General features: G+C 62.4%; 22 protein-coding genes. 13 read left to right on the top strand and 9 right to left on the bottom strand.

Features of this window, described 5'->3' with window-relative positions:
* Nucleotides 1-17 precede the first annotated feature (17 nt).
* The 12 genes from R3C98_RS10585 to R3C98_RS10640 all read left to right on the top strand — a co-directional run bounded on the left by R3C98_RS10585 (nucleotide 18) and on the right by R3C98_RS10640 (nucleotide 12,970).
* Complete coding sequence (locus R3C98_RS10585; RefSeq protein ID WP_371314054.1) at nucleotides 18-752, top strand: lysophospholipid acyltransferase family protein; 735 nt, start codon at nucleotides 18-20, stop codon at nucleotides 750-752.
* Nucleotides 749-2,011, top strand: a complete 1,263-nt coding sequence (locus tag R3C98_RS10590; RefSeq protein ID WP_371314055.1) for a 3-deoxy-D-manno-octulosonic acid transferase — start codon at nucleotides 749-751, stop codon at nucleotides 2,009-2,011. The genes R3C98_RS10585 and R3C98_RS10590 overlap by 4 nt, the downstream gene beginning before the upstream one ends.
* Nucleotides 2,008-3,003, top strand: a complete 996-nt coding sequence (gene lpxK / locus R3C98_RS10595) for a tetraacyldisaccharide 4'-kinase (protein WP_371314056.1) — start codon at nucleotides 2,008-2,010, stop codon at nucleotides 3,001-3,003. Before R3C98_RS10590 ends, lpxK begins: the two co-directional genes overlap by 4 nt.
* The gene (locus R3C98_RS10600; protein WP_371314057.1) at nucleotides 3,000-3,965 is read left to right on the top strand and encodes a lysophospholipid acyltransferase family protein; all 966 of its coding nucleotides are present in this window, start codon (nucleotides 3,000-3,002) and stop codon (nucleotides 3,963-3,965) included. Before lpxK ends, R3C98_RS10600 begins: the two co-directional genes overlap by 4 nt.
* A 172-nt stretch (nucleotides 3,966-4,137) precedes the next feature.
* Complete coding sequence (locus R3C98_RS10605; RefSeq protein WP_371314058.1) at nucleotides 4,138-5,367, top strand: EAL domain-containing protein; 1,230 nt, start codon at nucleotides 4,138-4,140, stop codon at nucleotides 5,365-5,367.
* A 141-nt stretch (nucleotides 5,368-5,508) separates the two neighbouring features.
* Complete coding sequence (locus R3C98_RS10610; protein WP_371314059.1) at nucleotides 5,509-5,937, top strand: DUF4345 family protein; 429 nt, start codon at nucleotides 5,509-5,511, stop codon at nucleotides 5,935-5,937.
* The gene (locus R3C98_RS10615; RefSeq protein WP_371314060.1) at nucleotides 5,934-7,316 is read left to right on the top strand and encodes a M20/M25/M40 family metallo-hydrolase; all 1,383 of its coding nucleotides are present in this window, start codon (nucleotides 5,934-5,936) and stop codon (nucleotides 7,314-7,316) included. The genes R3C98_RS10610 and R3C98_RS10615 overlap by 4 nt, the downstream gene beginning before the upstream one ends.
* Before the next feature lie 74 nt (nucleotides 7,317-7,390).
* Nucleotides 7,391-8,500, top strand: coding sequence for a pseudouridine synthase (locus R3C98_RS10620; RefSeq protein WP_371314061.1), 1,110 nt, complete (start codon nucleotides 7,391-7,393; stop codon nucleotides 8,498-8,500).
* A 49-nt stretch (nucleotides 8,501-8,549) separates the two neighbouring features.
* Nucleotides 8,550-9,881, top strand: coding sequence for a cytochrome P450 (locus tag R3C98_RS10625; RefSeq protein ID WP_371314062.1), 1,332 nt, complete (start codon nucleotides 8,550-8,552; stop codon nucleotides 9,879-9,881).
* Nucleotides 9,878-10,636: an enoyl-CoA hydratase/isomerase family protein gene (locus tag R3C98_RS10630; protein ID WP_371314063.1), complete on the top strand. Its 759-nt coding sequence runs from the start codon at nucleotides 9,878-9,880 to the stop codon at nucleotides 10,634-10,636. The genes R3C98_RS10625 and R3C98_RS10630 overlap by 4 nt, the downstream gene beginning before the upstream one ends.
* Nucleotides 10,633-11,703: a DUF2855 family protein gene (locus tag R3C98_RS10635; protein ID WP_371314064.1), complete on the top strand. Its 1,071-nt coding sequence runs from the start codon at nucleotides 10,633-10,635 to the stop codon at nucleotides 11,701-11,703. The genes R3C98_RS10630 and R3C98_RS10635 overlap by 4 nt, the downstream gene beginning before the upstream one ends.
* Before the next feature lie 7 nt (nucleotides 11,704-11,710).
* Nucleotides 11,711-12,970 (top strand): acetyl-CoA hydrolase/transferase family protein, encoded by a 1,260-nt coding sequence (locus R3C98_RS10640; RefSeq protein WP_371314065.1) that lies wholly within the window; start codon nucleotides 11,711-11,713, stop codon nucleotides 12,968-12,970.
* Here the strand turns inward: R3C98_RS10640 and R3C98_RS10645 are convergent.
* The 7 genes from R3C98_RS10645 to R3C98_RS10675 form a co-directional block, all read right to left on the bottom strand.
* A complete protein-coding gene (locus R3C98_RS10645) occupies nucleotides 12,967-14,331 on the bottom strand; it encodes a DEAD/DEAH box helicase (protein ID WP_371314066.1) in 1,365 nt (454 codons plus the stop codon). The two genes, R3C98_RS10640 and R3C98_RS10645, sit on opposite strands and share 4 nt — an antisense overlap.
* Before the next feature lie 268 nt (nucleotides 14,332-14,599).
* Nucleotides 14,600-15,472, bottom strand: coding sequence for an OmpA family protein (locus R3C98_RS10650; RefSeq protein ID WP_371314067.1), 873 nt, complete (start codon nucleotides 15,470-15,472; stop codon nucleotides 14,600-14,602).
* A 153-nt stretch (nucleotides 15,473-15,625) separates the two neighbouring features.
* Entirely contained in the window at nucleotides 15,626-16,906 is a 1,281-nt protein-coding gene (locus R3C98_RS10655; RefSeq protein ID WP_371314068.1) for an amidohydrolase family protein, read from the bottom strand.
* Nucleotides 16,907-16,968: 62 nt separating this feature from the next.
* Nucleotides 16,969-17,880: a crotonase/enoyl-CoA hydratase family protein gene (locus tag R3C98_RS10660; RefSeq protein WP_371314069.1), complete on the bottom strand. Its 912-nt coding sequence runs from the start codon at nucleotides 17,878-17,880 to the stop codon at nucleotides 16,969-16,971.
* Nucleotides 17,877-18,371 (bottom strand): DUF4262 domain-containing protein, encoded by a 495-nt coding sequence (locus tag R3C98_RS10665; protein ID WP_371314070.1) that lies wholly within the window; start codon nucleotides 18,369-18,371, stop codon nucleotides 17,877-17,879. The genes R3C98_RS10660 and R3C98_RS10665 overlap by 4 nt, the downstream gene beginning before the upstream one ends.
* 10 nt (nucleotides 18,372-18,381) lie before the next feature.
* Complete coding sequence (locus R3C98_RS10670) at nucleotides 18,382-19,293, bottom strand: hypothetical protein (protein WP_371314071.1); 912 nt, start codon at nucleotides 19,291-19,293, stop codon at nucleotides 18,382-18,384.
* A 31-nt stretch (nucleotides 19,294-19,324) separates the two neighbouring features.
* Nucleotides 19,325-20,188, bottom strand: a complete 864-nt coding sequence (locus tag R3C98_RS10675; RefSeq protein ID WP_371314072.1) for a serine hydrolase domain-containing protein — start codon at nucleotides 20,186-20,188, stop codon at nucleotides 19,325-19,327.
* Between the two features lie 215 nt (nucleotides 20,189-20,403).
* Here R3C98_RS10675 and R3C98_RS10680 point away from each other — a divergent pair, with 215 nt between their 5' ends.
* On the top strand, nucleotides 20,404-21,342 hold the full coding sequence (locus tag R3C98_RS10680) for an IS110 family transposase (protein WP_371314073.1): 939 nt from the start codon (nucleotides 20,404-20,406) through the stop codon (nucleotides 21,340-21,342).
* Nucleotides 21,343-21,694: 352 nt separating this feature from the next.
* On the opposite strand, the gene R3C98_RS10685 is transcribed toward R3C98_RS10680, so the two are convergent.
* Together R3C98_RS10685 and R3C98_RS10690 are read right to left on the bottom strand one after the other, a co-directional pair.
* Nucleotides 21,695-22,945: an MFS transporter gene (locus R3C98_RS10685; RefSeq protein ID WP_371314074.1), complete on the bottom strand. Its 1,251-nt coding sequence runs from the start codon at nucleotides 22,943-22,945 to the stop codon at nucleotides 21,695-21,697.
* Nucleotides 22,942-24,030, bottom strand: a complete 1,089-nt coding sequence (locus R3C98_RS10690; protein ID WP_371314075.1) for a phosphotransferase family protein — start codon at nucleotides 24,028-24,030, stop codon at nucleotides 22,942-22,944. The genes R3C98_RS10685 and R3C98_RS10690 overlap by 4 nt, the downstream gene beginning before the upstream one ends.
* Nucleotides 24,031-24,279: the final 249 nt, after the last annotated feature.

Raw genomic sequence — 24,279 nt, forward strand, 5'->3', positions numbered from 1 at the left:
ACGCTATAAGCCGCGCGATGAAATCGCTGCTCCGTTCTTCCGTCGTCGCCGCCATCCTGGGCCGCCTGATCTGGGCCTGGATGGCCCTGGTGGCCCACACGATCCGCTGGACGATTGAAGTGGACCCCGCCGCCCGCCAGGCCTGGCGGGACCATGACGGCATCGTGGTCGCCTCCTGGCACTCCCGCATCATGATCCTGCCAGCAGCATGGATCCGCTTCATTCGCCGCTGGAAAGACCGCGTGAACCGGGCGGCGATGCTGATCTCGCTATCACCGGACGGTGAAGCCGTCGCACGGGCGATCGATCATCTCGACCTGCACGCCATCCGCGGATCGGCAGCCAACAAGAAAAAGCGCAAGGACAAGGGCGGCGCACGGGCCATCGCAGAAGCCGCCCGCCTGCTGAAAAGCGGCAGCGCGGTCTGCATAACACCCGATGGTCCGCGCGGCCCCGCCGAACAGGTCAGCCCCGGCGCGATCATGATCGCTCAGCGGGCTGGCGCTCCGATTGTGCCTTATGCCCTGTCGGTTACACCCTGCTGGCGGCTGAAGACCTGGGACCGGTTCATGATCCCCTTCCCCTTCACACGCGGCGCCATCATTCTGGGTGCCCCCATCGAAGCGCCCCGCTCCGCGGATCCCGATACATTACGCGCAGAATTACAGGTTCGACTTGATGACGCGACCCGCCGGGCTGATATGCTGTCCGGCCGCATATCGGAAACAGAAACGGACGCCGCTTCCAGATGACCTTCGCGCTGCACGTGTATCGCGTCCTGACCAGCGCGCTATCCCCTTTCCTGGGCTTTGTGCTGAGTGCGCGGGTCAAACAGGGCAAGGAAGACTTCTCGCGCCGGAATGAGCGGATGGCGCGGCACCTGCCGGTGTTGCGGAACAATGGAGTCCTGGTCTGGCTTCATGGGGCCAGTGTCGGCGAAAGCCGGCTTCTGCTCGAGCTGGGCAACCGGTTGCTCGATGAACGGCCCGACCTGATGCTGCTGTTTACCAGCCAGACGCAGACCTCGGCCAAGCTGATGGGTCCCATGCTGCCCGATAATGCTGTCTACACGATGGCACCGATCGATACGCCTGCAGCCGCACGCCGGTTCATTCGCCACTGGAAGCCCAGCCTCTGCATTTTCGGCGAAGGCGAGATCTGGCCGAACCTGCTCCTCGAAGCCGAAAAGGCCGGAGCGAAACGGGCGCTGGTCAATGCCCGCATGACCGAGAAGTCCGCACAGGGCTGGCAGCGCTTCCACCAGACCTTCCGCGCTCTGGTCGGCCGGTTCGATGCCGTGCTTGCAGCGGACGAGGACACCGCCCGGCGTCTGGCGAACCTGATGGGAAAGCCTGTCGTCTGTGCCGGCAATCTGAAGTCCTCCCTGCCACCGCCCTCTGCCAATGATGTTGAACTGCGCCGCATGCAGGAAACCTTCAAGGGCCTGCGCAAATGCTATGTCGCAGCCTCCACCCATGACGGGGAAGAGGCCCTGTTTCTCGATGCGATGAAGGCGGCACCGGATGCCGCTCTGATCATCGCCCCGCGCCATCCGGAACGCGGACCAGTGGTCGAGGACCTGCTGCGCGCCCGCAACATTCCCTTTGCCCGGCGCTCCCGCGGAGAAGTGCCGAACCAGAATACGCGCGTCCTTCTGGCCGACACGATGGGCGAAATGGGCATCTGGTTCCGCCTCGCCGACGCTGTCTATCTTGGGGGTGGGCACACACCGGATGTGGGCGGGCACAATCCGCTGGAACCGATCCGCCTTGGCAAACCGGTCGTGTCCAGCCCCGACGTGTTCAATTTCGCCGAGATGATGGAAGACCTGTCGGAGCGCGGCCTGATCCGCTTGCTCAAGACGCCGAAAGCCATTGGCCGCGCGCTGGTGACCATGGCGCCTCCCTCAAGCTCCTCGCTGGATTTGCTGGAATATGAAGCCGATGCACCGATGCAGGTCACGCTGGACGCGATCCGTCCGCTGCTGCCTGAAAAGGGACTTCTGGAATGAAGGCGCCGCACTTCTGGTCGGCCGGCCTTGATCCGCACTCCCGTGAAGCCGCGCCCCTGACACGCCTGATGCTGACGCCGCTGGCAACGCTCTATACGTTCGGTATCCGCCGCAAGCTCGCCCGCGCGAAGCCAGAAGCCATCCCGGCACGGATCGTCTGCATCGGAAATCTGACGGTCGGCGGCGTCGGCAAGACCCCGGTCGTGGAAGCCATCCGGCGGAGGGCGCTCGACGCTGGCCTGCGTGCAGCGAGCCTGTCTCGCGGCTATGGCGGCAAGCTGGAAGGCCCGCTGAAAGTCGATCCCGCTATGCACTCATCAGCCGATGTCGGCGATGAACCGCTGATGTTGGCCGCAACAGGCGAAGCCTGGATCGGGAAAGACCGAGCGGAAGCTGCCCGCGCCATGGCGGCTGATGGTGTCCAGTTGATCGTTATGGATGACGGGCACCAGAACCCTTCTGTCGCGAAAGACCTCTCCCTGATCGTGATCGACGCAGCTGCGCCCTTCGGCAATGGCCATGTCCTGCCCAAGGGGCCACTACGCGAGCCGGTGGCGGATGGCCTGGCCCGTGCAGATGGCGTGATCCTGATGGGTGAAGGCAAGGAGCTGACGGCGGTGCAGAAATCGCATCTGCCGGTGGTAAGGGCGGGATTGGCACCGGCAGGCAAAGTGCCGGAAGGCCCGCTGGTCGCTTTCGCTGGGATTGGCCGACCGGTAAAATTCTTCTACAGCCTGACCGAAGCGGGCGCCGACCTGCGGGACAGCGTGCCCTATGGCGACCACCACGCCTATTCGGCCAGCGACCTCAAATTCCTGAACGATCTTGCCGCCAGCCGCGGCGCTCGGCTCATTACTACTTCGAAAGACCATGTGCGCTTGCCTGAGGAGGAGCGCGCGCGCATTCTTGTCTTTCCAGTCGAAGCCCGTTTTGAAGATGAAGCGGCGCTAGATGCGCTTCTCGCCCCTATTCTTACGCCGGACAAAGCATGAGCGATCCGCAGCAGAAATCAGGATATGTCCGCCCGAAGGATATCGATAACCGCGCCAGCTTCTGGCAACGGATCCAGTGGCGGCTGGAAACGATTGCGTGGGACCTGATCTACTGGGCGCCCATCAAGGCGATGGGGCCGGACCGCGCGTCCAATTTCGGCGGCTGGCTGCTGCGGAAGATCGGACCGCGCCTGTCACAGCACAAGACAATGCGGCGCAACCTGAAAATGGCCTTCCCGGACTGGACCGATGCGCAGGTGGAAGAAACCGCCATGGCCGCCTGGGAATCTGCCGGACGCACAGCGGGCGAGCTGCCACACCTGCCGAAAATCGATCCGTACACGTCTGGCCGGGTGGAGATCGTTGGGCTCGAAGTCCTGGACCGCATTCGCGACAGCGGGAAAGGCGCGGTGTTCATCTCCGGCCATTTCGCCAATTGGGAAATAATGCCGGCAGCGATCACCAAGCGCATCCCGCAGGCGGTGATGACTTATCGCGCGCTCAACAATCCGCACATTGACCGGCGCATCTCGAAACTGCGCCACGATTACGGCACGGCCATCAACGCGCCGAAGGGCATCGGCACGCGGGAACTGATGCGGGCACTCGCCAAAGGCTCGCCCATCGCACTGATGAATGACCAGAAGTTCAATGAAGGCGTCGCCGTGCCCTTCTTCGGACGCGATGCGATGACGGCGCCGGGCCCGACGCGGCTTGCCCTGAAATACCAGGTCCCCATCGTGCCGGTTTCCACTATCCGCACCGGCCCTGCCCGTTTCCGCATCGAGTTTCACGAGCCTTACGTGCCTGAAGACACCGGCGATACCGATGCCGACATTCTTCGCTCGGTCACGCGGATCAACACCTTCCTTGAAGCGCAGGTCCGCGCCCATCCAGGCCAATGGTTCTGGCAACACCGCCGCTGGCCCAAGGAAGCCTGGAAGGAAGCCGGTGTCACCTGACGCCCCAAGCCTGTCTTAGCGCAACATGGTTTCCAAGTTGGCAACTCTCTTTTCCGAATTCCCCTGTTTCCGGCACCGCTTGCTTAAAAAAAGCTAATTATGTTCTCCCGGTAGCTGCCAGGACGGCAGGGGGATTTAGATATTTAGCCAGGCACTCGCCGGGAGAGCACTGATGAACGCATTCCAGCTCGACGCAACCATGTTGAAGGGGCCGTCCGAGACCTCACCGCAAATCATTGAGTCATCTCTGCGGGCGATCCGCGAGCACCTCGACATGCCGGTTGCCTATCTTTCACAGTTCGTGAACGGCCGGGTCGTCTACCGCCATGTTGATGCCCCGGGCTATGAGCACCTGATACGCGCTGGCGCCAGCCGCAGCATGGATGAAGGCTATTGCGGCCTGATCATCGCCGGGCGCCTGCCGCAGATGATCCCGGACACATCCGAAAATCAGCTGGCTGCCTCGCTGCCAATCACCCGCACCCTTCCGATCGGCTCGCACATAGCCATTCCGATCCATCTCGAAGACGGCACGATCTATGGCATGTTCGCCTGCCTCAGCCCGAAGCCGAACACGAGCCTGAACTCACGCGATCTCGAGACGATGCGCCTGTTCGCCAATCTCGCGACCCAGCAGATCCACGCCAATCACCGCACCGAGCGGCTCATGCGCGAAAAGCGCATCCGCATCGAGTCCGTGCTGGAAGAAAAAGCCTTCGAAATCGCCTACCAGCCGATTGTCGACCTTGGCGACATGCAGCCTAAGGGCTTCGAAGCGCTGTCACGCTTCTCGGCAGAGCCTTACCGCACGCCGGATATCTGGTTCGCCGAAGCCGCCGAAGTCGGCCTCGCTGCCGAACTGGAACTGGCCGCCATCCGCCATGCCGTACGGGCTCTGAACGTGCTTCCGGCGGATCAGTATGTGTCGGTGAACGCTTCACCGCAGACTGTGATCAATCCGGCATTCGCGCCGGCCTTTTCCGGACTTCCGCTGTCGCGCATCGTGCTTGAGATTACCGAGCACGCGATCATCGAGGACTATGACCTGTTCACGAAGTGCCTGGCGCCGCTGCGAAAGCGTGGCCTGCGTATCGCGGTCGACGATGCCGGTGCCGGCCATTCCTCGCTGCGCCACATCATCCAGCTGAGCCCCGACTTCGTGAAAGTCGACATCAGCCTGACCCGCAATGTCGATGCCGATCTTGCGCGCCGTGCCCTGATTTCCGCCCTGCTTCACTACACCCGCGAGACGAGCGCCCAGATCGTCGCGGAGGGTATCGAAACCGAAGCAGAGCTCCGCACCCTGAAGCTGCTCGGCGTCCGCCGTGGCCAGGGCTACTTCCTCGGCCGTCCGAGCATCAATGCGTTCGGCGCACCGAAAGAGGAAGCGCGCAAGGCTTAATCCCCCCGCAGAAACCCCACTCTCCTGCGCCGGCCTGAAAAGGCCGGCGTATTTTTTTGTCGTCCCCCGCGAACTGACGACACCATTAGACACGGGCGAAAAGCATCATAAGGTCCCTCCCAACAGAGAGGACAAACCGGCATGCATTACAGCCAGATCATTTCCTGTGTCGCCCTCGCCTCCGGTGCCGCCATGGGGCTTGGGGCGCTCATCTCTCCGCGATGGGCGTCCGGTGTCGTCCGGCTTGTCGAAGATCCTGACCCGGCCCGGCCCGGCGGCTATTCGGAATTCCGCGCCACCTATGGCGGCCTGTTTCTGATGGCGCACCTGTCTGCCCTGCTGATCGCGTTGAACCTGCCCGCCATTTATGCCGGGTTCGCTGCCCTACCGCTTGCCCTTGGCTGGATTGGGGCAGGTCTTGGGCGTTTGATCTCGCTTCTGGCCGACAAGGACCAAAATCGCACCCGCGGCCTGATCCCCGTCTGGATTCCGCTTGAAATTTTCATCGGTCTCGCGATTGGCTCAAACTTCATCCAGATTTACGAGATCATCCGGACTTTCACACAATGACCCACAAGCTCCTCACAGGCCTTGCAGCTCTGTTCCTCGTCGGCTGCGTGTCTGCCCCGACGTCCGCCAATGCAGAACCGGTGGATGTCGACATGGCGACCGAGATTCTCGGCCAGTCCGTCGCCTTCGACACCGTAGCCGGGCGCGGAAAGGTTCCGGCCTATGCGGACTACCTTGCCGATGTTCTGGAAACAGGCGGCTTTGCGAAAGAAGACATCGAGATCGTCCCGCTTGGCGAGACCGCCACGCTGATCGCAACCTATCACGGCAAGAGCGCAGACGCGCCGATCCTGCTGAACGCGCACATGGACGTGGTGGAAGCCAACCCAGCAGACTGGGAGCGCGCGCCGTTCACGATGGAGACCGACGGCACCTATTATTATGGGCGCGGCGTGCTGGACGACAAATTCGGCCTCACCATGCTGGTCACCACCCTCTTGCGCCTGAAGCGGGAGGGGTTCGAGCCGGAAAACGATATTGTCCTTATCCTGACGGGGGACGAGGAAACCGCGCAGAAGACCGCCGAAACGATCGCCCCGCTCTACAAGCATGCCCGCTTTGTGCTGAACGCGGATGGCGGTGGCGGCAAGCTGAACGAAGATGGCAGCTTCGGCTTCTACAGCCTGCAGGCCGGTGAAAAGACCTATGCGGACTTCAAGATCACCATCACCAATCCCGGCGGGCACTCCAGCCGCCCGACCGCACAGAATGCCATCGTGGACATGGCCGGTGTGTTGGAGCGGCTCGGCAAATATGCTTTCCCAGTCCGGTCCACGGAGCTGACGCGCGCCTTCTTCGCGGAGACCGCGAAGCGCAGCGAGGGCGAACTAGGCGACGCCATGGCCCGCTTTTCCAGTGATCCGGATGACGCCTGGGCAGTGGCAGAACTGTCGAAATATCCGGAATATGTCGGCATGGTCCGCACCACCTGCGTCCCGACGGAAATCAATGGCGGCCACGCCCCGAATGCCCTGCCCCAGAGCGTGGTGGCGAACGTCAATTGCCGCATCTTTCCTGGCACCGCCCCGGCAGAGGTCATGGCGAAACTGCAGGAACTGGCGGGCGACGACGCCTCGGTGACGTTGCCGGAGGAGTACCCGCAATCGGAAACCTCGCCGCTGCACCCGGAACTCATGGCGGCGCTGCGCAAGGCGGTCGATGCCCAGGCGCCGGGCCTGCCGATAATCCCGACCATGGCAGCCTTCACGACGGACGGCCTGTTCTTCCGCAAGGAAGGCATCGACACCTATGGCGTCACCGGCATCTTCATGAAGCCGTCCGATGAGTTTGCCCACGGCCTGAACGAGCGTGTGCCGGTGGCCGCCATCCCCGGTGCGCTGGACCATTGGTATGTTCTGATCACCGAACTGTCGAAATAGCTCGACGGCCAAAATGCCTTGCATCGGTGGCCGGAATGACGGATTCGGGCCTGCGACACTGAAAGGAAGCCATCATGACGGAGTGTCGAGAGACGGGCCGCCCGCGCAGCAAACCTGCTGGCGCGAAAGGCAAGCCGGGCAACAGGCCCGGATACAAACCCAACCACAAATCGGCCCCGAAGGGCAGATCACATGCTGCGCGTGGCCCTGCGCCTGAGACCGACTGGAGCGAGGGCGAGCGGATCGCGAAATACCTCGCGCGGGCCGGCGTCGCCTCCCGCCGCGAAGTCGAGCGTCTGATCGAGGAAGGCAAGGTCACCGTCGACGGCAAGAAGCTGACTTCACCGGCCTTCAAGGTGACCGGCAAGGAGCTGATCCGCGTTGGCCGCCGCACGATCTCCGCCCCTGAAGCGACGCGCGTATGGCGCTATCACAAGCCATCCGGCTTGATCACGACCAATGTGGACCCGGAAGGCCGCCGGACCATCTTTGACGAACTGCCCCGCACTCTGCCCCGCGTCGTGACGGTCGGCCGCCTCGACCTGACCACCGAAGGCTTGCTGCTGCTGACCAATGATGGCGCCCTCGCCCGCGCGCTGGAACTGCCTGCCAGTGGACTGGAGCGGACATACCGCGTTCGCGCCCATGGCACGGTGACGCCGGAGAAGATCGAAAAGCTCGCACAGGGTATCACGGTCGAAGGCGTGAAGTACCAGCCGATCAAGGCTGTGCTGGACCGCGAGACAGGTGCCAACAACTGGCTGACGGTTACGCTGGCCGAAGGCAAGAAACGCGAGGTACGGCGGGCGCTGGAGTCGCTGGATCTGATGGTCAACCGGCTGATCCGCGTGTCCTACGGCCCGTTCGAACTGACGGACCTCAAGCCCGGCCAGGTGGACGAACTGCCGCCGGACCTGTTGGCGCAGGCTGTGGGCCATCTCTATGAAGGGCTGAAGGACGCAGGCCCTGCGCCTAAAAAGTCCAATGCGGCTCCCCGGAAGCCGGTGGCCAAAGGCGGCAGGAGCGGTCCCAAACCGCCGCCCAAATCGCGCACGAAGTCCAGCCGCAAAGCCGATGAGGAATGGTCGACCAGCGCCGAACGCACTTCCCCCAAGTCACGCCTTGGCAGCAAGCCGCCTTCCGGTAAGCTGTCGGGCAACAGGAAACGCAGCAAGCCACGCTGAGACGGCCATAGAATGCCGCCCGTGGCCATCGCCACAAGGGAGGCCATGCATGACGCTTCAGAACGTGACCGACACTTACCAGCAGGAAGTGCCGCCCCATGCCCCTTCGAACACGCCGGTCTATGACCTCGCCCCTCCGGTCGACCTGACCGATCCACAAGTGTTTTCCAGTCATGGCGGCTACACCCATGACGCCTTCGCCCTGATGCGGGAGAAGGCCCCGGTGATGTGGCACCCGGAAGCGGCCGCTGCCGGCTTCTGGGCGATCACGCCGTATGAACTGGTGAAGAAAGTTGAGCTGGATCCAGCGACCTTTTCGTCCCAGCGCGGCGGCATCCTGATGACCTATGGCCTGCCGGAGCAGCCGCGTCATCCGCTGCTGCATTCCTCCAGCCTGAACAGCCTGATCAATCTGGACCGGCCCTATCACACGCCCCTGCGGATGGAGCACATGCACTTCTTCCGCCCCGGTTTCGTCGCCGAGCTTCGCAAGCGGGTGGATGCATATGTGACCGAACTGCTGGATGCGATGGAGAAACAAGGACCGGTGGTGGACATGGTGGAGATGTTCTCCGCCGAACTGCCGCTGTTCACACTGTGTGAGATCCTCGGCGTTCCGGCCGCCGACCGGCCGAAGCTGGTCCACTGGATGCATTTCCTGGAAACCTCGCAATACCGGGCCCAGCAGGAAGGCCTCGGCAATGTGACGCCGGAAGACATCATGGAGTTCGTCAACGAGATCCAGGCGATGTTCGAATTCGGCCGTCACCTGCTGGCTGAGCGCCGCCGGGAACCGAAGGAAGACCTGCTGTCGGCCATCGCCAATGTCGAAATTGATGGCAAGCCGCTGAGCCCAGAATTCCTCGATGGCTCGTGGCTGCTGATCGTGTTCGCCGGAAATGACACGACCCGGAACTCCCTCTCCGGAACAATGCGCCTGCTGACGGAATTCCCGGACCAGAAAGCAAAACTGCAAACGACCCCGGACCTCTTCCCGAACTTCGTTCACGAGGCAATCCGTATGGTATCGCCGGTGACCTACATGCGCCGCACCGCAACGGCGAACACCGAACTCGGCGGCCAGCCCATCGCCGAGGGCGACAAGGTAGTCATGTATTACGCCGCCGCGAACCGGGACCCGTCGAAATTCCCGGACCCGAACCGGTTCGACATCACCCGTACGAACGCGAAAGAACACCTCGCCTTCGGCCACGGGCCGCATGTCTGCCTCGGCCAGCGCGTCGCCAACATGCAGCTTGAAGCCGCCTACCGGCAGATCCTGTCACGCTTCCCGGACGTGAAATGGACCGGCGAACAAACCATCGCCCCGAACAATTTTGTTCACGCAATCTCCAGCCTCATGGTGGACCTCGGCACATGACAGCCTCTCTCGCAACCCGTCAGGACAAGGATGGCTGTGCCATCCTTACACTTAACCGCCCGGACAAGCTGAACTCCCTCACCGTGGGCATGTTCCGCGAGCTTCGTTCACATGTGTCGGATCTATACAAGGACGACTCGATCAGCTGCGTGGTTCTGCGCGGCGCAGGCAAGTGTTTCTCCGCCGGGCATGACCTTGCCGATATTGCCGAGGGTGAGGCGGTGCCGTCGCGCGGCTGGCATTCGGAAACACTACGCCTGATGGAGCGCCTGCCGAAACCGGTGATCGCAGCGGTGCATGGGCATTGCTATACCGGTGCACTGGAAGTGGCACTGGCGGCAGACTTCATCATCGCGGCAGAAAGTGCCCGCTTCGGCGATACACATGCCAAATGGGCCCTGACGCCGATCTGGGGTATGAGCCAGCGCCTGCCCCGCCGCGTCGGCATTGCCACCGCAAAACGGCTGATGTTCACCGCCGAAATGATTGGCGCCGCAGAAGCGTTCCGCATCGGGCTGACCGAAATGGTCGTGCCAGACGCAGAATTCGATGCCGCCATCGGCAAGCTTGCAAAGCAGATCACGGAAAACTCCGCTTTCTCGCACGCCGCCAACAAGCGCCTGCTCGAAGCGACCGATGCGCGCGACATGGACAGCGGGCTGCAATGGGAAGTCCTCAATAATGAGGGCGTGGGGCCTGACATGCAGGCACGAATCGGGGCCTTTACGGGGAAGTCAGCGAAAGCAAAAACATGAGCGATTTTCTCATCCGGCGCGACAATTTGCGCGACGTTCAATGGGTGGATCAGCCCACGGCACCCCTTGCCGACGGCTGCGCCCGACTGAAGGTTGAAGCCTTCGCCCTGACCGCCAACAATGTAACCTACGCCACCTTCGGCGAGGCGATGAAATACTGGGACTTTTTCCCAGCGACAGACCCAGCGTTCGGGCGCGTGCCGGTTTGGGGGTTTGCGACGGTTGAAGAGTCGAATGCCGAAGGCGTTGCGGTCGGCCAGCGCGTCTACGGATACCTTCCGATCTCAGACCGGTTTGATGTCGCGCCCGTCAAAGTCGGCAAAGCCAGCTTCATCGACGGCGCCGCGCACCGCCAGCCCATGGCGCCGATCTACAACACATACATCTTCACCGCGACAGACCCGTCCTACAATGAAGGGCTTGAAGCGCAACAGATGCTGTTCCGCCCGTTGTTCACCACCGGCTGGATGATAGATGACTCGCTGATGGAAACCGGAGACCCGATCCCCGAAACAGTCGTCATTTCCTCGGCTTCGTCCAAGACCGCCATGGCCCTGGCGCACTGCCTGAAACAGCGCGGCAATGTCGACACGGTCGCGCTGACTTCGAAAGGCAACAAATCTTTCGTCGAATCCACCGGGCTGTACGGCCGGGTACGCACCTATGCCGATGCCGACCGCCTGCACGCCCGCGGCCTCACCGCTTTTGTCGACTTCCTCGGACGTCCTACGCTGACAGCGGATGTTCACAACGCCCTGAAAGACCGTCTCGTCCGCAGCCTGGTCATCGGTGTGACCGACTGGGAAGGCAATCGCGCGCCTATCCAGCTACCCGATCCGCAGCCGGAATTCTTCTTCGTACCGACCTACGCCGCCGAGCGAACGAAGCAGCTCGGCGCCGACACGCTGAATGCGAAGCTCGGCCAGTCGCTGATGAGCTTCTACACGGCCTCGCAGAAATTCGTGAAGCCGAAGCAGGCGAGCGGCCATGAAGCGATCTCAAGTGCGTGGGCGAAAACGCTGGATGCGGACGTGAGTCCGGCGTCGGGCCTGATCCTCACGCCGTGAGGCGGACGTGACCACGACCCGGGAACTGCTTGTCGAATTGCGGGACGCCACAGGCGGAACGCCGCGAATTTATGTTCCCGGCGGCCCCGCCGAACCGGCCTGTCTGGCAGATGTACTCCGCGAGACGCCGGAGCTGGCTGACGGCGCGACCTTCATTGGCCACTGGTTGCCAGGCATCAACCGGACCGCCTGGACGGACTTCCACCCCAGCGCCAGTGCCGAGGGAACTTTTCTCTATTCGGAGTATCGCAAGAGCTTCGAAGAAGGCCGCTACAGGCTTCATCCCCTGCATTACTCGGCCGCGTTCGAGTGGCTGAAGACCGTTCCGATGGATGCGGCCTTCATTCCAGTCTCCCGCCCGGACGAGCGCGGGGATGTGTCTCTCAGCCTCGGCACAGACATGTCGCCTGCCCTGATGGAACGCAAGAAAGTCCGGCTCATTGCGGTGGTGCGTCCGGACATGCCCTCTCCGGGAAACGCGCCCCGCGTGCCGCTCGCATCGTTCGCTCATGTCATCGAAGATGACGCCCCGCTGATCACGCTTGCCGATCCGCCCCTGTCGGACGAAGCCAAAGCCATTGCGGGCCATGTCGCAACGCTGCTGGGCGACGGATTTACGGTCCAGTCCGGGATTGGCAGCGTGCAGCAGATCGCCATGGCAGCCGCAGCACATCACCGGAACATTCGTATTCACACAGGCATGATCACGGATGCAGCGCTCGAAGCGGTGAACGCTGGCGCCATCGGCCCAGAGCCGGGCACCATCCTGACCGGTACTGCCATCGGCACGCCGCCACTTTACGAGGCCGCAGGGGTCGACCCGCGCTTCAACTTCCAGCCAGTCAGCGTGACGCATTCTGTACCCGTGCTGGCCGCCATCCCCCGCCTCGCCGCGATCAATGGCGGGGTCGAGGTGGACCTGTTCGGACAGCTGAATTCCGAATGGGTGAAGGGACGGCAGGTCGCCTCGACCGGTGGGCTCGGAAATTTCGTACGCGGGGCCCAGCTCTCCGCCGATGGACGGAGCATCATCGCCCTCCCCGCCACGGCACGCGGCGGCAGCCTTTCCCGGATCGTCGTCAAACTCGCCTCGCCGACAGTCACGCTGAGCCGCGCGGAAGCCGGCTATGTCGTGACGGAGTTTGGCGTGGCAGACCTGACGACGGCCGATATCGACCAGCGCGCAGAGCGGCTGATTGCCATCGCCGCACCGGACTTCCGGAACGACCTTGCCAGGATGTGGTCGACGCTGCGCGCCAGCCTCTAGCTGCGCGCGCCTTCCAGATTACGTTTCTTGCCACCGCGATTGCGGCCGCCTTGCTTGCCGCCCGGTTTGCCTGCGCCTTGCGCCTTGGGTTTGCCCTGCGGACGTGAACCGCCTTGCGGACGGCGCTGGCCACCGCGGCCACCTGGCTGGCGTCCGCCAGTTCCGCGCGCCGGGCCTTTCGGCTTGTAGAGGCGCTCATTCGGGTCCGGTGTCGGCAACAGGTCGACCTTCGAGCCTTCCGGGGCTTCGAGCACGTCCACCTGCACATCGATCGTCTTCTCGATGTCGCGCAGGTAATAGCGTTCGTCTTCCGCCACAAAGGAGACGGCGAGGCCAGCCCGGCCAGCGCGCGCGGTGCGGCCGATCCGGTGCACATACTGCTCCGGCACGTTCGGCACTTCGAAGTTCACGACATGACTGATGCCATCGATGTCGATGCCGCGGGCGGCGATGTCGGTCGCCACGAGAACCTTGCAGCTGCCGTTCTTGAACGCATCCAGCGCCTTCAGGCGTTGCGGCTGGGACTTGTTGCCGTGAATCGCTTTCGCATCCAGGCCTTTGGCCAGCAGCTTGCGTACAACCTTGTCGGCGCCATGCTTCGTCCGGGTAAAGACAAGCGCGCGATCAATCTCCGGATTGTTCAGGACATCGAACAGGAGTTCCAGCTTGTCATTGTTGGACACGTGATAAACGCCCTGGTCCACGCGCTCTGCAGTGGTGGAAGGCGGTGTCACCGAAACGCGCACCGGATTATCCAGGAATTGCTGGGCAAGATCGGAGATCAGTTTCGGCATGGTTGCCGAGAACAGCAATGTCTGGCGGTCTTTCGGAACCTGCGCGACGATCTTCTTGAGGTCATGGATGAACCCCATGTCGAGCATCTGGTCGGCTTCGTCGAGGATCAGGACTTCGATATCCTGAAGTGTGACAGCCTTCTGGCCCACCAGGTCCAGCAGGCGGCCCGGCGTTGCCACCAGCACATCCGTGCCGTGCTGCAGCGCGCGGCGCTGGGCGTTGATGTTCACACCGCCGAACACGGTCTGCACATTGCAGTCCATATGGCGCGAATAGGTGCGGAAGCTGTCGGCGATCTGGCCGGCAAGCTCACGGGTCGGCGCCAGCACCAGAACGCGTGCGCTCCGCGCCCGGCGTTTCTGCGGGAACTCCAGCATGAAATCGAGAGTCGGCAGCGCGAAGGCTGCTGTCTTGCCAGTACCGGTCTGGGCGATGCCGAGAAGGTCCTTGTCTTCCAGAAGAAGCGGAATGGCCTGCGCCTGAATCGGAGTCGGCGTTTCGTAGCCTTCTTCCGAGATCGCTTTCATAAGCAGCGGGTTCAGGCCGAGGTCTGAAAACTTGGTCATATATAGTCTCACGTTCGAGCGGGCGTGCGGCATGCCTGCGCACTGCCAGCCCTGAAGGGTTTGATTTTGTGGAAGCCCCGCGCGATCAGGGGCAACGGCATTGATTGAATGCCTGAAGGGGCTGGCCGGTCGCCGCGGAAAACCCGCTGCACGTTTCACGCTGCCTGCCCCATGCGCCCGTTCCGGCGCTGCGACAGGGGCCACATGGCCTTGTTTGTATGAACAGTCAATGAAGCGGGTGCGAAAACCCGCCAGCATCGCAGAACGTCTACCGCTGCGTGACGACGAACTCCGTCCGCTCATTCCGGGCACGTGCAGCGGCGGACGTGCCGCTGTCGACCGGCTGGGATTCTCCATAACCCTTTGCTGTCAGAACCGCCTCATCCACGCCATGTTCAATCATGTAATCGCGAATTGCGTCAGCCCGCTGGCGCGAAAGCTGGAGGTTGTAGCTGTCAGAACCGCGCGAGTCCGTATGTACGGCAATCTCGATCTTGTAGGCGGTGCAGAGACGGGCAATGCCGGTTGCGGCATCCACCACCGGAAGTTCTGCCGCGTTCAGCACGGTCATGTTCACAGGGAAATCGATATCGTCGACGCGCAGGGTCTGATTAAATGCGTCCTGGCAATCACTCTGCGTCAGATCGCTGTTCATGAGGCGCGTAAGTCCGGCACCCAGCGTGTCTTCCCGCCCTTCGACCGCCATCGCATTGATGATCAAGTCGACCTTTTCAGAGCCTTCAGGATCGTTCTGGATCGCAGCTTTCGCTGTGAGGAAGCTGACATCTCGCGCGGCAAGACCGGGGGCGGTGCCGACGGCAGCCGCAATACCGTTTCGCACTTGCAGACCAAGCCAGGGATAGCCGGTCGTCTCGAAGGTTTGCTCAAGTTTCGCCGCCCAGCCGACCGGCTGGCCCGACATGTCCGTGATCGGGGCTGGTTCAGGACGGGACGATGCATCCGCGCGCATGACGAGGATCTTGCCATCGCGGATCTGATAGGTGCCGTCGGAGATCGGAATGCAGTCCGCTTTGGCCGCAGAGGCCTTTTGTTGCGCCGTTGGGGCGCTTTCCTGCCCCGAACAGGCGGCCAGCGCGAGGACTGCCGCAGCGCCGGTAACCATACGCGTTGCCAGAGCCATCTTGTCTTTCCTTATGCCTTCAGAAACCGTGCTTCTCACAGCCCCATGCATGATCCGGGCCGGATGGCACATAGTCGCTGTTCAGCATCCGGCGTTCGCCCCGCCTTGTCAAAACCCTTCGTGGGCCGGGCGAAGCGCCGGTGGTTAACCTGATCAGTTCTTGGTCTTGTAGACCACGCCGCCTTTCATCACGAAGTCGACGTCCTCCAGTTCGGTGATGTCCTTCAGAGGGTCGGCGGTAACAGCGATGATGTCTGCGTACTTGCCGGGTTCAATCGTGCCGATTTCCGCATCCATTTCGACATGTTCGGACGCGATGACAGTGGCAGAACGGATCGCCTCTTCCGGCGTGAAGCCCGCACCGACCATGAGAGCGAATTCCTTCGCATTGTCGCCATGCTTCGAAACCCCGGTATCGGTGCCGAATGCCACATTCACACCGCCTTCATGCGCGCGGCGCAGCATGTCCTGCATCAGCGGACCGACAATGGCCGCCTTGGCACGGCTCGCCTCCGGCAACCAGGGTTCCTCGACCCAGCCGGTCACCGTGGCGCCTGCCAGGACGGTCGGCACCAGCGTGGCGTTGTGTTCCTTGAAAAGGGCGATGGTTTCGTCGTCCGTGTAGGTGCCGTGCTCGATGGAATCGATCCCGGCGCGCAAGGCAGATTCGATGCCGACCTTGCCGTGCGCGTGCGCTGTCACCTTGCGGCCCATGGAATGCGCTGTCTCGACGATGGCTTCCAGCTCGGCATCAGTGAATTGCTGCTCGAGACCCGCCTTGGTGTTGGAGAGCACTCCGCCTGTCGCCGTGATCTTGATGACGTCGGCGCCTTCTTTCACCTGCTGGCGCACGGCCCGGCGGCAATCATCGGCGCCATTGCAGATGTTGGTACCGGTGAACATCGCCATGACTTCCGGCGAGTAGCCGTTGATGTCGCCATGACCGCCCGTGACCGACACCGCCTGCCCGGCTGCCCGCATACGCGGCCCGGGCACCAGCCCCTTGGCGATCGCGTCGCGAAGACCAAAGACGGCATCGTTCGAACCACCAACATCCTGCACCGTCGTGAAGCCCGCCAGCAGCGTCTTGTGAGCATAACCCGCACCGTCGAATGCCTGATCGACGGTTGTGTCCTCGAACGTCTTGATCCGCTCGCCCGGACCGGATTCCCCAGTGATGTGCACATGGCTGTCGATCAGGCCAGGCAGCACATAGGCGTTGCGAAGATTGATCACGGGCACACCCTTCGCCCCCGGCTTGTAGCCCGCCTCGACTGAGACGATCCGGCCATCTTCGACAAAGATGGTCTGCTTGCGGAGGTAGCCTTCACCCGGCTCAGCCAGAAGGTAACCCGCATGGATCACCGCCTCCTGCGCCGATGCCATGCCTGCAATTGCCAGCGTCGCTGCCGCGGCCAGTCCGAACCGTTTCATATAAAAATCCCTCCAGTTTGCTGGGAGCCTAGCCCGCCCAGCACAGCACCGCAATCACGAGCCTAGTCTTCAATCAGCCGACCGTCAGCATCACGCTTTTCAGGGCCGAAGACGCGGGCGCGCCCATCGCCGAAAGCCGCATCTCGGGCGCGCAGCGTCGCCTTCAGGCCTTTCTCGGCCACACTCGCCCGGAACCCATCTGCCGCGCGCGTATTGTGTCCGCGCACATCGTTCTCGACGGCCAGACGTTGCAGCGTCCGCGCGCCCATCAGTTCCATGGCGAGATTCACAATCCGCTTGTTGGCCGACAGGAGATCCGGATCGATCTTCGCCATCCGGCTGGCCAAGCCGACAACTTCTTCCTCAAGATCCTCGCCCGGGACAGCTTTCAGAACGAGACCAATGGACTGCGCCTCCGTGCCGGTCACCGTGTCACCGGTCAGCAGGAGACGCTTCGCCCATTGCGGCCCGCAATTATAGACCCAGAAATTGTTGGGTAGCGCGCCAAGGTCGCGCGCCGGCGGGAAGCCAAAGGTCGCATCGTCTGCGGCAATCACCATGTCCGCCAGCAGGGCGAGGTCGCAGCCGCCAGCGAGGCAGTAGCCGTGCACCTTTGCGATGACCGGCTTGTGCATATCGAACAGGGCCATCCGCCAGCGCTGCTGGCGTTCCAGCTGCCACGCATCGTCATCGATGCTGCGACCGCCACGATAGGATTTATTGGCCTTGTCTTCGACCGGAGAAACCGGCACCTCTCCATCCGCGCCGGAGAGGTCATAACCGGCGCAGAACGCCCGACCGGCGCCCTCGAGGATTACGCAGTGAACGGACCTGTCATTGTCCGCCTCCCACAACGCGGCTGAAAGCTCCGCCTGCATGACATAAGACAGCGCGTTCAGCTTGTCCGGCCGGTTCAGCGTAATGCGCACATGTCCGTCCTGCGTGGTGTACAGGATTGTTTCGAAACCGCTCATGCCCCCTCCTTCTTCCAGGAAATATCCAGCCTCGGCTGGTCCCGGAAATCATCCGTGCTTTCAGCATCCCAGGGGAAATGGCCATCATCGCCGGACCAGAATACCTGGACCATTCCGGCAAGCGGCGGGCGACCGGTCTCGCGGCGGATCATGATGTTGATCGCGCCCACCTCACCAAGATGTTCGGAATGCACCGAACGGAGTTCGACTTCCTCGCCTTCGATCACGCCGTCCAGCCGCAAGGGCTGACCGGCCCACAGTTTCTCTTTCACAAGCCGGGCTGCAACATTGTGAATCATTCCGTCGGCCAATTCCGGGTCCAGGCCAAACAGGACGAGCTCCGGCAAGCCGAATTTCTCCTGCAGTCCGACCGTGACCGTGAACAACAGCTTCGATTTCGGATCGGCCGGATCCTTCTGCACGTAGACTTTCGCCCAGCCATCGCGGTCAACACTGGCAGCAACGGGCTGCAACTCCGGGGACAGCGCCATGTCGCCCTCCTCAGGCCGGAAGCTTGTCGGCGGGATAGGCCGGATAGCTGGCTTTCATCACGCCATGATTGAGCAGCATTTCCGCTATTTGTGTCGTGCCGGTCTTGTCGAAGAACTTCGTGCGGATCCAGTAATTCTCCACCCGGCGGCTCTCCGACAGCGCGACGACTTCGCGTTGCAGGATATAGGTCTCGCCCACCAGAAGCGGACCATTGACCATCCGCACTTCAAGGTCGGCGAACAATCCAATGGCCGGCTGCTTTACCGGGAACTTGGCGGTGCGGCTGGAGTAATTACCCAGCACACTGACCATCTCCAGCGGCACGATCGGTTTACCCCACGGTCCGGCAGCGGCGTCGCTGTAAACGGCCATCGGCTCAGTGATGACCTTCAGCTTCTCGGCCAGCGAGAAGGGGTAAAGGCTGCCCATGTGCTGATCCATGCCCATGGTCACGGTTTCATCCGCGACACCAGTCATGCCGACTTTCATGTCGGCCAGGATGACAAGATCACCCGGCGGGCGCAGCTTCGCCATGCGCCCTTCCAACAGCGTCTCGCCGTGATCCGGACCGATGGATGCGCTGGCTTCCAGCACGGGCGTGCCGTCTTCCTTGAAAGCGCGGCAGAGGGTGCGCGTTTCGCCGGGCGCCGGGCGGTCGACCTCGACACGCACCTTCTCGCCCTCGAACACCATGTTCAGGAAGTGACTGGAGAAGCAGCCGCGCTCGAACCAGTCATTACCCCAGATATCCGCGAGGTACGGCACGAACTGCGAGAAATGCGTCGGGCCTTCAATGGGCCCGGCCTTGATGCCAAGGCGTTCAGCCTCGCTGTCATCATGCAGGCTCTTGTGGCCGTCATAGGACTGCTCCTGCAGCATCTGTACAGGCGCGCGCAGCGGCCCCTTGATCGTCTCGGTCATGGCGTTTCCTTTTTTCTGAAGTCTGCCACCTTCATTGCAGCGCGTCACCCTGCGTCGTTGCAGCTTCCGTATCGATCGCGTGCTGAATCGCTTTGTAGAATCCCTTCCGTGCTTCCCATTCGCCGCCGGTATCGCCTAGCGCCGAGGTCCAGCTGGCGTTGGAGGCAATAACGAGATTGCGGTTCGGGTCGATGAAGATGCCCTGCCCGAAGATGCCGTCGGCCTGATATGACCCGTCATCCCAGGTCCACCACTGATAGCCGTAACCTTCGCCGGGGGAACCAATGTCAGCCTGTTTGACCGTCGCGGCCGCGATCCAGCCGTCGGGAAGCACATCCGAGCCGCCGTCCAGCATGAACAGGCCGAACCGTGCAAAATCCCGCACCGAGGCCTGGATACAGCAGCCGCTGATTTCATGGCCGTCATGGCCAAGCAGCCAGGTTGCGTCCCGTTCCATCCCGTAAGGCGTCCAGATTTTTTCGGAGAGATAGCCGGCTAGCTCCCGTCCCGTCGCACGGCTGACCAGTACGCCGATCAGGTTTGTCTCCCCGGTCGAATAGTTCCACACCTCGCCCGCAGGATGTGCCCGCCCGAGGCCCGCCATATAAGTCGCAAGCGCACTCTTTCCCGGCTCAACCTCTTGCAGATCGAACTGAGCGACGTCGGAGGCCGGGTCGCTGTAATCCTCGTTCCAGTCAATGCCGGACGTCATGGTCAGCACCTGCTCGACCGTCACGCCGTCATATGCAGATCCCCTCAACTCATCGATATAATCCGACACCGGATCATCAAGGCTCTTGATTGCGCCATCCTTCACTGCCGCACCGACCAGGGTGGAGGTCAGGGATTTGGCGACAGAGAAACTGGTCCAGCGGCCGTCTGGCCGGAAACCCATTTCATAACGCTTGTCTTATGACTTTTCCGGCCAGTTGGACGACATTGGAACCGCCGCCGGGAGTTCGCGCTCCCGGACCGGCGGCGAGGGGCGGATCGGTGAATCGCAGGAGGTTTGACGCTCCGAGCTAGAGTTTGATCGCCCTCGTCTTTCCCATTGGCCTGAACGGATACACGGGCGCTGAGTGGCCCGCATGACAAGCAGAGGCAGGAAAGATGACCATCCTTACCATTGGCGTCGATGTTTCGAAAGACACCCTCGACGTCCATCTTCACCCGACGGGCGATGACCGCCGCTTCGGCAATGATGCCAGCGGCTTCAGGGCCCTCATCAAATGGATTGGCTCCCGGCCTGTCCAGCGCCTCGTCTTTGAGGCCACGGGCGCTTATCACCGCGCCTTCGAGCAGGCCATGGGCCGCGCCGGCCTGCCGCTTTGCAAGGTCAACCCGAAGCAGGCCAAACGCTTCGGCGAAGCCCTCGGCCTTATCGCCAAGACCGACCGGATCGATGCGGGCATGCTGGCCCGGTTCGGCGCGCTTCTCGAACCGCCCATCCGGCCAGCGCCGCCGGAAATCCTGTTGCAACTTAAAGAGTTGCACGTCGCCCGCATGGCCCTCGTCAAGGACCGCACGGCCACGAAGAACCGGGAGAAATCCCTTTCCAGCGCGCTCTTGAAGCGCCAGTCCCGCCAGCGCCTGGCCCAGATCGAGCGCCACATGGAGGCGATCGAGGCCGGGATGCTGGCCCTGATCGAGAGCAACACCGATCTCGCCCGCCGACTGGAGATCCTCACCTCGATCCCGGGCCTCGCAAAGCGCTCTGCCTTTGCCCTGATCGTGGACATGCCGGAGCTCGGCACACTCGACGCCCAAGCCGCCGCAGCCCTGTCGGGCACCGCGCCGAGAACCCGCCAGTCCGGCAGGAAGACCGGAAAAGCCTACGTCACCGGCGGGCGCGTCCAGGTACGCCAGGCCCTCTACATGCCCGCCCTGGTCGCGGCCCGCTTCAATCCCGACTTCGCAACCAAATACGAGGCGCTCACAGCCCGAGGGAAACCGCCGAAAGTCGCCCTCACAGCCATCATGCGCAAGCTCATCACACTCGCAAACGCCCTCATCAAGGCCGACCGAACTTGGGAACCAAGACTGGCTTGACCAAGACGGATACTCTAGCCGGATTTTCCCATCCTGCAGGATGACAATACCTGCCGTCCGGTTGGCCGCCAGATAGGCATCCAGGTCGATGCCGGTGTCCAGCGCGTCGCCTTCCGGCAATTCGCGCACTTCATTCCCGGCCTTGATCTCGTGAGCCTCGATCACGAATGGGATTCGGTCGATCATGCGGAATCCGGCATCGCGCTGTGCCTGGTTCCAAAACAGGATGTCCCGGCCATAGGGCTGGTGCGCCAGCAGGGCACGCCATTCCGGCCCAATCAGGATCCAGCCGATTCCCGCCGCCACGATCAGCGCAGCAAGGAAGAGGCTCAAACGTCTCAGAATTACCATGTCATTCTCCTGTTGCGGGCTTTCCACGACGTTCCGGCCCGAACCACCAGCCGAGGAAGGCCAGCGTCATCAGCAAGCCGGACAGGCAGAGGGTCAGCATTGTCGTTCCATGCCAACCGGCATGTTCGTAGGCATAGGTTGCGCCCCAGCTGGCCATGCCGCCGCCGACGAACATCAGCACGATATACGCGGTCATCAGGCGCGTGCGCACATTGGTCGGCAGGCTGAGGAAGGTCATCCGTCCGGTGATGTCGATCAGGGGGCCGACGACGTTCATGATCATGATCGGGATCAGCATCAACCACAGGCTGTGCCCGAACAGGCCCAGCAGGCAAACGGCACAGAACTGCACGACCGCAATAAACACCCTCGCCTTGCGTGGCCCCACCCGGTCCGCCCAGGCACCCATCGGCGGCGTGGTCATCAGGTTCAGCAACGAGACCGCGGCGAGGTAACCCACCGTATCGGCGCCATAGCCCATGGCCGGGCTGGTCAGGTACAGGCCAAGCCCCAGCCAGACCGACAGGAAGATGCCGAAGCCCAACCCCTGCATCGTTCCGGACAACAGCACTTCCGGATGCTTGCGAATGATCGGAAACACGGAGAGGACCAGGGCGACATAATTGTGCTTCGGCGTATCGTGCGCAGACTTCTCGCGCTCGTCCATGATCCGCGGCAGCATGAAAGTCACCGCCGCCATCACGGTGGCCGCGATAAAATAGACCGTCCGCCAGCCGAGATGCTCCCCCACCCAGCCGGCGCCGACGCGCGCCAGGAGGATACCGCCGATCACGCCGGTGGCCAGAGTCGCCGTGACCTGCCCCAACCGCTCCGGCGCGACGCGCTTCGATGCGTAGGCCGGCAGCAGGTAAGGCGTGATCGTGGAAAAGCCGAGGAAGGTCGAGCCTGCCACGAAGACCCAAAACTTGTTTGCCAAGGCCATCACAACCAGGCCAGCCAGCTGGCCCATCGCGAAAATGGTCGCGAGCCGTCTGTTAGAGAACCGGTCGCCCAGCGGTAGCAGGAGCAGGATGCCGAGCGCCAGTGCAATCTGGTTCAGTGCCGGAACGAGGCCGATCTCGGACGGTGACACGCCGAAATCCTTGGCCACAAGGGCGATGATCGGATGGATATAGTAGGCATTGGCCGTCACCACGGCCGCCGCTAGGGTCAGCAGGACCAGGTCCCGCCGCCCAAGGCGTTGTGTGTGTTGGGCCGGATTGTCTCCGTCGCCTGACGGATCGGGCGTCACCCCGGCATCCCGGCCTTGCGGGCATAGCTGGCGGCGAACTGCGCCAGCGGCACGACGCGCGCGGCATTGCTTTCCGCATTGGCGCTATTGGCCGTGCCGTCGCGTACGCGGCCGATGATACCTTGCAGGATGCCCGCGAGACGGAAGCCATTATAGGCGAAGTAGTAGTCGAGCTCCGGCAAGCCGTCGCGGCCGGTATGCTTGCAGTACATGTCGACATACTCGTCCATGGTCGGGATACCCCAGGCCTCGAGGTCATCAATCGCCATGATCGAGCCGCGTGTGGAGTCGCCCGGCGGCATCACCCAGTTCATCAGGTGATAGGAGAAATCCGCCAGCGGATCGCCAAGCGTGCAAAGCTCCCAGTCGAGAACGGCAATCACTTTCGGCTCGGTCGGGTGCAGCACCATATTGTCGAGACGGTAGTCGCCGTGGACGATCGTGGTCTTGTCGCCCGGTGGGATGTTTTTCGGCAGCCACTCGATCAGCTGTTCCATCTCCGGAATGTGCTGGGTTTCCGACATCTTGTACTGTTTCGTCCAGCGGTGGATCTGGCGGGCGACATAGTCACCTTCCTTGCCGAAGCCTTCGAGGCCCGCGGCGCGCCAGTCGACATTGTGGAGGTCGGCGAAGGTTTTCACCTTGGCTTCATAAATGGCGCGGCGTTCGGCCGGTTCGTAGTCTGGCAGCGTGCCGTCCCACAGGATGCGGCCCTCCACCATGTCCATGACGTAGAACATCGTGCCGATCACCGAATCGTCGGTGCAAAGGCCGTAGGGCCGGGCCACGGGATAACCGAGCGGGTAGAGCGCGGAAATCACGCGGAATTCACGGTCCACGGCATGGGCACTCGGCAGCAGCTTGCCGGGCGGCTTGCGGCGCATCACGTACTTCTTGTTCGGGGTTACCAGCTGGTAGGTCGGGTTGGACTGGCCGCCCTTGAACTGGCGCACTTCCAGCGGGCCTTCATAGCCCTCGACATTGGCTTCCATCCAGGCGGCCAGCTTGGCCTCGTCGAACTTGTGCGAGTCAGCCACCTCTTTGGTGCCACTGAACAGATCGTTTGCTGTTGGCGCGTCGGCCATTTTCCTGCCCTCATTTCCGCAATTTTTCAAAGGATACCATACTCACGGGCCACGCTGCGCCAAGGCCTTCCGCGACGTCCGCGTGCCCGCCCCGAATGGAAAGGCACGCGACCATGCTCCAGATCAAAACCCTTGTGACCGCCCTGACCCTCATTTGCATCGCCAGTGTATGCGTGGCGGGGCTTGTCACATTCATGATCTGGCGAGAAGCTGGGCGTATGTTGCATCATGGCAAGACAGCTTCCCTAA

This window comes from Hyphomonas sp. (assembly GCF_041398465.1).
Classification (GTDB): domain Bacteria; phylum Pseudomonadota; class Alphaproteobacteria; order Caulobacterales; family Hyphomonadaceae; genus Hyphomonas.

Excerpts from the sequence above, each read along its gene's own strand:
- R3C98_RS10585 (WP_371314054.1), top strand. The coding sequence starts at position 18 with ATGAAATCGCTGCTCCGTTCTTCCGTCGTCGCCGCCATCCTGGGCCGC.
- R3C98_RS10590 (WP_371314055.1), top strand. The coding sequence starts at position 749 with ATGACCTTCGCGCTGCACGTGTATCGCGTCCTGACCAGCGCGCTATCC.
- lpxK (WP_371314056.1), top strand. The coding sequence starts at position 2,008 with ATGAAGGCGCCGCACTTCTGGTCGGCCGGCCTTGATCCGCACTCCCGT.
- R3C98_RS10600 (WP_371314057.1), top strand. The coding sequence starts at position 3,000 with ATGAGCGATCCGCAGCAGAAATCAGGATATGTCCGCCCGAAGGATATC.
- R3C98_RS10605 (WP_371314058.1), top strand. The coding sequence starts at position 4,138 with ATGAACGCATTCCAGCTCGACGCAACCATGTTGAAGGGGCCGTCCGAG.
- R3C98_RS10610 (WP_371314059.1), top strand. The coding sequence starts at position 5,509 with ATGCATTACAGCCAGATCATTTCCTGTGTCGCCCTCGCCTCCGGTGCC.
- R3C98_RS10615 (WP_371314060.1), top strand. The coding sequence starts at position 5,934 with ATGACCCACAAGCTCCTCACAGGCCTTGCAGCTCTGTTCCTCGTCGGC.
- R3C98_RS10620 (WP_371314061.1), top strand. The coding sequence starts at position 7,391 with ATGACGGAGTGTCGAGAGACGGGCCGCCCGCGCAGCAAACCTGCTGGC.
- R3C98_RS10625 (WP_371314062.1), top strand. The coding sequence starts at position 8,550 with ATGACGCTTCAGAACGTGACCGACACTTACCAGCAGGAAGTGCCGCCC.
- R3C98_RS10630 (WP_371314063.1), top strand. The coding sequence starts at position 9,878 with ATGACAGCCTCTCTCGCAACCCGTCAGGACAAGGATGGCTGTGCCATC.
- R3C98_RS10635 (WP_371314064.1), top strand. The coding sequence starts at position 10,633 with ATGAGCGATTTTCTCATCCGGCGCGACAATTTGCGCGACGTTCAATGG.
- R3C98_RS10645 (WP_371314066.1), bottom strand. The coding sequence starts at position 14,331 with ATGACCAAGTTTTCAGACCTCGGCCTGAACCCGCTGCTTATGAAAGCG.
- R3C98_RS10650 (WP_371314067.1), bottom strand. The coding sequence starts at position 15,472 with ATGGCTCTGGCAACGCGTATGGTTACCGGCGCTGCGGCAGTCCTCGCG.
- R3C98_RS10655 (WP_371314068.1), bottom strand. The coding sequence starts at position 16,906 with ATGAAACGGTTCGGACTGGCCGCGGCAGCGACGCTGGCAATTGCAGGC.
- R3C98_RS10660 (WP_371314069.1), bottom strand. The coding sequence starts at position 17,880 with ATGAGCGGTTTCGAAACAATCCTGTACACCACGCAGGACGGACATGTG.
- R3C98_RS10665 (WP_371314070.1), bottom strand. The coding sequence starts at position 18,371 with ATGGCGCTGTCCCCGGAGTTGCAGCCCGTTGCTGCCAGTGTTGACCGC.
- R3C98_RS10670 (WP_371314071.1), bottom strand. The coding sequence starts at position 19,293 with ATGACCGAGACGATCAAGGGGCCGCTGCGCGCGCCTGTACAGATGCTG.
- R3C98_RS10675 (WP_371314072.1), bottom strand. The coding sequence starts at position 20,188 with ATGGGTTTCCGGCCAGACGGCCGCTGGACCAGTTTCTCTGTCGCCAAA.
- R3C98_RS10680 (WP_371314073.1), top strand. The coding sequence starts at position 20,404 with ATGACCATCCTTACCATTGGCGTCGATGTTTCGAAAGACACCCTCGAC.
- R3C98_RS10690 (WP_371314075.1), bottom strand. The coding sequence starts at position 24,030 with ATGGCCGACGCGCCAACAGCAAACGATCTGTTCAGTGGCACCAAAGAG.